The organism is Bradyrhizobium frederickii, from assembly GCF_004570865.1.
GTDB lineage: Bacteria > Pseudomonadota > Alphaproteobacteria > Rhizobiales > Xanthobacteraceae > Bradyrhizobium > Bradyrhizobium frederickii.
Window position 1 is genome coordinate 1 of sequence record NZ_SPQS01000069.1, and the last position, 6,653, is coordinate 6,653.

Sequence of the window (6,653 nt, forward strand, 5' to 3'; positions counted from 1 at the left end):
GGTCTTCGAGGAACCGCCAGTCGATCGAGCCCGACAGTCTGACCAGCGCATGGTCCGGATCGACGATTTGATCGAGCCTCGCCTTGAACAGATCGTTCTGTCCGCTCTCCCGCCGCGCCTTCGGCCGCATTGCAATTGCCCGTCGTTGATTAGCCCGCCGCGACAGAATCACAGCGATCGCCCAAGAGCAATTTGCAAGAAACTGCGGGCTCACCCGCCGAAATCCTGCGAACAGAACCATGTCTGTTCGCCAAAAATCGATTCTCTCTCAACGGCTTGCGTGTTCTTCACAACCGACGCGTTATCGCCACACAGCAAAGTTGATGGTCTTCAAGCTCGTCGGCGCCGCATCTAAAACCTGGCGACGGTTGAAGGGCACAAATCAGTTGCCTAAGGTGATACCGGGGTAAAGTTTGCGCACGAAATCGAAGTCATTCCGACCGCTGAAGTCCGCGCCGCCTGATCGGACCCGTCACCCAGATCCAAGTATAGCTCCGGTGGCGCAGTTTCAACTGCCGAGGGAAATGCCTTATCCGACAAATCTCCGACGTCTTTAGCATAGTCATGAAATATGACTTCATAATGAACGGCAATTTGTTTTGAACGTCGTGGACTTCTATCTTCCCGCACGGAGTAGAGGAATACGCCCAATGCGGCAGTCGCGACCGCTTCGATGTCTGTAGGAGGTGGATGATGAGAGGCATTGATGGGCCTGGCAAGGCCACCATCTCGGGATTTCCCACCCACGAAGCTGGTAGCCCGGACGATCCGGGATCGGCTGTTCGCTTTCAACAAGCCGGCCAATCATCCTGCTTTGTCGGCGAGCAGGCGCGCGGCGAACCTCAAGGAGACAGCGCTCCCTCCTCTAGCAACAACCCGCGCTTCATCGGTGACCTTGGTCGGCCTAACTTCACCAGACTAGCGCCCGACTCACTCCATTTACCGTCGGGCGTGTTCGAAATGGTCGCCGAGAAGCTCAGGCCGATCGACCTGGTGAGTATGTCGCAAACAAGTCGCCAATTGCGTGACGCCACCCGGTTATCTGCGGAGGTTCACGAACGGCGCCAGAGAGCTATCCAGGTTCAGTTCGTCTGGAATGCGTTGACGGCGCGCCGACCAGGCATCGCGGATCGCTTTGCTGCGCTGCTAGCGCCTGGCGTGCTCCAATCACTCGCGCCGAACATCGATTGCCTTACGGGGGCGCAGCAGGAGGATGTCGTCGGTCTGGTTGAGGGTGTGGACGACCCCGCGGAGCGGCTCCTGGCTCTCGGGGGCCTCCGCGCCGGCATGACGGGGCTTGCGCCCGCACTCCACCAGCGCCTCGTCTCCCTGGCCGATCAGTTCGAAGCGCCCTCGCACCGCGCCTGGGCTCTGGTAGGCCTCGGCGCGGGCGTGGGAAGGCTTGCGCCCCCGCTCCAGCAGCGTCTCGTCGACATCGCCGTGCAGCTTGCCGAGCCCACTGACCGCGCCTGGGCTTTGCGCGGTCTCGGCCCGGGCGTGGCAGGGCTTGCGCCCCCGCTCCAGCAGCGCCTTATTGTCCTCACCGAGCAGCTTGCCGATCCCTTGGACCGCGACGCGGCTCTGCGCGGTCTCGGCCCGGGCGTGGCAGGGCTTGCGCCCCCTCTCCAGCAGCGCCTCGTCGACATCGCCGAGGGGCTTGCCGATCCCTTGGACCGCGCCTGGGCTCTCGCGGGCCTCGGCGCGGGCATAGCGGGGCTTGTCCCCGCGCTCCAGCAGCGCCTCGTCAACATCACCGAGAAGCTGGAACAGCCCGCGCACCGCGCCCGGGCTCTGTCGGGCCTCGGCGCGGGCATGGCGGTGCTTGCCCCCGCGCTCCAGCAGCGCCTCGTCGACATCACCGAGAAGCTGGAACAGCCCGCGCACCGCGCCCGGGCTCTGTCGGGCCTCGGCGCGGGCATGGCGGTGCTTGCCCCCACGCTCCAGCAGCGCCTCGTCGACATCACCGAGAAGCTGGAACAGCCCGCGCACCGCCTCTCGGCGCTGGCGGGCTTTGGCGCGGGCGTGGCGGGGGTTGCCCCCGCGCTCCAGCAGCGCCTCGTCGACATCACCGAGAAGCTGGAACAGCCCGCGCACCGCCTCTCGGCGCTGGCGGGCTTTGGCGCGGGCGTGGCGGGGGTTGCCCCCGCGCTCCAGCAGCGCCTCGTCGACATCACCGAGAAGCTGGAACAGCCCGCGCACCGCGCCCAAGCTCTGGCGGGCCTCGGCGCGGGCGTGGCGGGGGTTGCCCCCGCGCTCCAGCAGCGCCTCGTCAACATCACCGAGAAGCTGGAACAGCCCGCGCACCGCGCCTGGGCTCTGGCGGGCTTCGGCGCGGGCGTGGCGGGGGTTGCCCCCGCGCTTCAGGAGCGCCTCCTCGACATCACCGAGAAGCTTGAAGAGCCCGCGTACCGCCTCGCGGCGCTGGAGGGCCTCGGCGCAGGCGTGGCGGGGGTTGCCCCCGCGCTCCAGCAGCGCCTAGCTGACCTTGCCGACAGCCTTGCCATGCCCGCGGATCGGGCTCGGGCCTTCGCAGCAATGTTGCCGAGGAGGAGAGACGAACAGCGGGAATGAGCTATCCCGGATTCTTCCCGTCGAGGCGTGAATCAGAAAAAGTTCTTTTGTGTGTGTGTGTGTTTCGGCGTTGACCTCGTTTCCGAGGCGATCGGCGTCCAATCGCTGGCTCTGACTCAAAAGTGAGCTATGCGGGATTTTGGTTGATGAGGTGATCAGGCGGCGTGGTTTGCCGGCACTTGGACGACCTCGTTGCCGTCGTTGACGCTGACACCTGCGATGACCTTCGGCAACTGATTTGAGAAGTGGCTCGGGTTATTTGGACAGATCCCCGCGGATTCTAAGTGGATTCATGCCGGGTTGTGTTTGCGCGGGGCAATCTTACCGCGGCGTCAGGAGGGCGTAGCCCGACCAGAGCTGCGTTACCTGACGGGCTTGCGCCCGCCTTTTCCAACAACGCTCACCACCTCGACCGTTGTGTCGAAGCAGCTTGTGGTGGTTTGGACTCTGATCCTGCAATCCGAGCCCGAGGGGCCTACCCTCATCTCTTGCACAGCAAGGCTGCTTGAAGGTTTTAGGTCAATTGATCTACCTCCTCCTTCGCGCCGTCGTGGCGCACCAAGGCCTTCGAGGAGCAGCGACGATCGCCCGATCTCGAAGCTTTGCCGTTCGAAGATCGCATCGGTCTGCTGGTCGACCGCGAAGCCGCTGAACGCGACACCAGGCGCTTCACCACGCGCCTCAAGCTCGCCGCGCTACGTCAGAATGCCTGCGTGGAGGACGTCGATTGGCGCACGCCGCGGGGCATCGACCGGGCCGTCTTCGCCAAGCTCGTCAGCGGCGACTGGATCAATCGCCACGAGAATCTCCTCATTACCGGGCCGACCGGCCTCGGCAAAAGCTGGCTGGCCTGCGCTCTCGGCCACAAGGCCTGCCGCGACAATCGCTCGGTCCTCTATCATCGCGTCCCAAGATTGTTCGAAGCACTGGCGCTCGCACGCGGCGATGGACGTCATGCGCGCTTGCTCAAAACCCTTGGCCGCGTCCAATTGTTGATCCTGGACGATTGGGGATTGTCGGTGCTCACCGCTACCGAGCGCCGCGATCTGCTCGAGATCCTCGACGACCGCCACGGCCGAGCCTCCACCATCGTGACCAGCCAGCTCCCGGTCGACACCTGGCACGAAGTCATCGGCGATCCAACGGTGCACCCCCAATCGTAACACCCAACTCGTCCATGTCTGTGAAGTCGGAGAGGCCGAGTTGGCCAGGCTCGTGGGTTTGGCGGAAGATCACCTCCTGCTCCTCGCCGTGGATCGCCCGCCATGCACGGATCCGACGTTCCAGGGTACGACGGATACCGCTGCCGAGATCCGGATGACGCCGTAGCATCTCCTCGAATACCGCCACCGGGCGTAAGCCAGGTGCCGCCTTCAGGATCGGGACGATCTCGGTCTCGAACACGTCGCCCAACGGGTCCGGCCGTCGCCGGCCGCGGGGCGCCTTCCTTTGCGATGGAAATCGGGGGTCTCTCTCGATCCGATAGGCGGTCGACGCACTGAATGATGCCTTGGCCGCCGCCACTGGCGGGCTATCGGTCTGACGGTACTTCATGTAGAGCCTCATCTGGTGATCTGTGATGTGTCGGCCGGGCACGCGAGTGATTCCTCTTGGCGGAAGAACCACTTGCATAACCCCGCCGGCCGCGATCACCAGTCGGCGCGGTCCTCCTCGGGATCGCGCCGACGCTGGGCTCGTAACTCCGGTCGGGCTACGCCCTCCCTACGTCACGAGCCCAGCGAAACTCTCTCACCTTGATTGACGCTGCCTTCCATCCTGATCGCCGCGGGACAGCCATGCCGTTGATTTTGACGGTGGGAATGCCCCAGCGGGTACGCAACACCCAGACGTTCTTGCCTTTGAACGCGCAGCCTAGGGCCGCGATGAAGCCTTCCTGATTGAGTATTGCCGCGATCTCGGCATCCATTTTGTGTTCAGCATTCAACTCGACGATCACCGCAACCGATCAATGTTGATGCAATCGCGGTAGGTGTGAACGCGCCGTTGCAAGTGATGCTCGCTGGTTGCGCCGGTCTGCCAGACGATCTTGAGCCACACCTGACCTCGGGTCCGCTTCTGATCAAGAACGACTTCGCGGATGACAAATCGCAGAATGCGCTTGCGATCGGCTGCCGACGTGATGGCCGCGTTCCAAATCCGTGGAAGGTTCTCGCCGAGCGCTTGTAGGCCCGCGCGTTCCGCCGGGCCAATCAGAAGCGGCTCTTGCGCGCGCCAACGCGCATGCTCCTGCTCGACCGTCTCGACGACACGCAGCTTCTCTTCCCAAACCCGCTCAAGTGAGCGCGCCACAAGACGGTTCTCGGGCTCTACGGCGTCATACTGACGCCGAGCACGCTCGGCCTCGTAGCGGGCGCGCTCCACGCGAAGCGCCCACTGGTGCTCGAGCTGACGGCTCTCGTGCTCCAGTTGGTCCGCCGCCGCGAGTGCGATCTCAATCTGATCCGGCACCAGGGCATCGAGGACCACCCGTTCAACCAGCGCGTCAACCGCCAAGGCCCGGACTTCCTGGCACAGTGCACTGCCTTGCTGGTCCCGATCCGAACGGCAGCAATAGACCGGATAATCGGCATTCGGGCCCGTGTAGCGCATGCTCATGCGCCGTCCACAACGGCCGCAGATCGCAATTCCTTGTAACAGGGCTGCCCCCTTGCGCGGTACGCCAGAATGTCCTGCCTCATAGCGGAAGACGTTGTGCCAGTCGCCCCTGGTTGGCCATGAACTCCTCCCAGCTGATATAGCCTGGGTGAGCGGCGTGGAGGCAAACCGCCCAATCCGCGATCGCCACCTTGACCGTTCCCGTCAGCGATCCCGGCCGGCATCGGCTCGGATCCTTTTGCCGGCGACCATAAACATACGTCCCAGCATAGGCCGGATTTTGAAGGATACTAAGGACGCGCGCACTATCTGGCGCTCGCCAGACGATCTCGTGCGGAGATGGTCCAAGCAGCGGTCGAACCGGCAAGGACAATCCGTTCCTGTCCAAGTAGCGCATCACACGGCGAGCGCTTTGCAGTTCCCGGAATTTGGCAAACACGAGATGAAGACGGGCCTGCACCTCCTCATCAGGATTGAGAATAATTGTGCCGGCTCGATCATAGGCGAGCCCGGCTGGCAGGGGCAGCCGCAGTTCGCCCCGCGCCGCCTTCTGGCGTTCCCCCTGGTGAAGGCGCATCCGAAGCTGATGCAACTCCGCCTCGCTCATGATACCGGACAAGCCCAACAGCAGGCGGTCGTGGTAGGCACGCGGATCGTAAATCCGTTCGCCATCCGCAATGAGCACGCTGAACACCGAGCACAGCTCGAGAAGCTGATGCCAGTCCCGGTTATTGCGGGCCAAGCGAGAAGCGTCGAGGCTCACCACAAGACCGGCGTTGCCAAGGCCGATCTCAGCAATGAGCTTCTGGAAGCCATGACGATCCACAGCGCCAGCGCCGGATTTGCCCAGATCCTCGTCAACGACCTGGACGCGCTCCGGCGGCCAGCCCAGACCGATGGCACGATCGACGAGGCGGTACTGCAGCTCCGTGCTCTCCTGGTGCTGGCGCACCTGGTTCACGGATGACTGCCGCACATAGACGTAGGCCAACTTGGCTCGGTGTGTGCGGTCGTGAGCCGCTCGTCAGAGATGTTCGAGCTGATCAGCACGACCCAGTCCCCTTCCGGACGTGCCGGGAACCGCTTGCATTAGCCGCAGCAGCGTGGCGAGGATTTGAGCGATCTGGGTTTGCGTCGCGGTCGCGGAATCTCGGCCGTCGGACGGCCAGGTGGATTTGCCAACGTCGGCAGCGGTCGATACGCAACGCGACCTGGAAGCGGTCGGTGGGTCATCGCGAATCACCTTCTCGTCGAGAAGGCCCAGACTCGCGCTCAAATGTTGCATCAATGGGATCAGCGTACGTGCACTGATGCGCGGCAGATCGGCGGCGTTCGGGTGGGGCGTGATCGGCGTCTCGGCAAGATCCGTCGACGCGATCCGAACCGCCCGCGGCCGGCCGTCCGGCAGCGCAACAACGACGTAGGCAGGACCGCGCCCCGACCGCTCCTTGAGCACCTCAAGCCGG

Annotated in this window: 5 protein-coding genes and 4 pseudogenes; 3 read left to right on the plus strand and 6 right to left on the minus strand. The window is 63.9% G+C overall.

Annotated elements, in window-relative coordinates; translation table 11 throughout:
- Positions 1-241 (minus strand): hypothetical protein (locus tag E4K64_RS38850; RefSeq protein WP_135167358.1); only part of this gene is annotated, 241 nt, incomplete at its 3' end.
- A 70-nt stretch (positions 242-311) separates the two neighbouring features.
- Here E4K64_RS38850 and E4K64_RS42025 point away from each other — a divergent pair.
- The 3 genes and pseudogenes from E4K64_RS42025 to istB all read left to right on the plus strand — a co-directional run.
- Positions 312-463: pseudogene (locus E4K64_RS42025) on the plus strand (IS256 family transposase); the annotation flags it as partial.
- 230 nt (positions 464-693) lie between these two features.
- On the plus strand, positions 694-2,571 hold the full coding sequence (locus E4K64_RS38855) for an F-box protein (protein ID WP_135167597.1): 1,878 nt from the start codon (positions 694-696) through the stop codon (positions 2,569-2,571).
- Between the two features lie 560 nt (positions 2,572-3,131).
- A pseudogene (gene istB / locus E4K64_RS38860) lies at positions 3,132-3,719 on the plus strand (IS21-like element helper ATPase IstB); the annotation flags it as partial.
- A 1-nt stretch (position 3,720) separates the two neighbouring features.
- Here the strand turns inward: istB and E4K64_RS38865 are convergent.
- From E4K64_RS38865 to E4K64_RS40960, 5 genes and pseudogenes are all read right to left on the minus strand, one after another.
- Positions 3,721-4,167 (minus strand): annotated as a pseudogene (locus E4K64_RS38865) (IS21 family transposase); the annotation flags it as partial.
- Between the two features lie 115 nt (positions 4,168-4,282).
- A complete protein-coding gene (locus E4K64_RS40945; protein ID WP_126262229.1) occupies positions 4,283-4,528 on the minus strand; it encodes a hypothetical protein in 246 nt (81 codons plus the stop codon).
- Positions 4,525-5,187, minus strand: coding sequence for a hypothetical protein (locus E4K64_RS40950; protein WP_235884965.1), 663 nt, complete (start codon positions 5,185-5,187; stop codon positions 4,525-4,527). The genes E4K64_RS40945 and E4K64_RS40950 overlap by 4 nt, the downstream gene beginning before the upstream one ends.
- 79 nt (positions 5,188-5,266) lie before the next feature.
- Positions 5,267-6,178: a recombinase family protein gene (locus E4K64_RS40955; RefSeq protein ID WP_209311910.1), complete on the minus strand. Its 912-nt coding sequence runs from the start codon at positions 6,176-6,178 to the stop codon at positions 5,267-5,269.
- A gap of 33 nt (positions 6,179-6,211) precedes the next feature.
- Positions 6,212-6,653 (minus strand): annotated as a pseudogene (locus tag E4K64_RS40960) (hypothetical protein); the annotation flags it as partial.

What these genes read in the sequence shown, in the direction of transcription:
- E4K64_RS38855 (WP_135167597.1), top strand. Translation starts at nt 694, where the DNA reads ATGAGAGGCATTGATGGGCCTGGCAAGGCCACCATCTCGGGATTTCCC.
- E4K64_RS40950 (WP_235884965.1), bottom strand. Translation starts at nt 5,187, where the DNA reads ATGAGCATGCGCTACACGGGCCCGAATGCCGATTATCCGGTCTATTGC.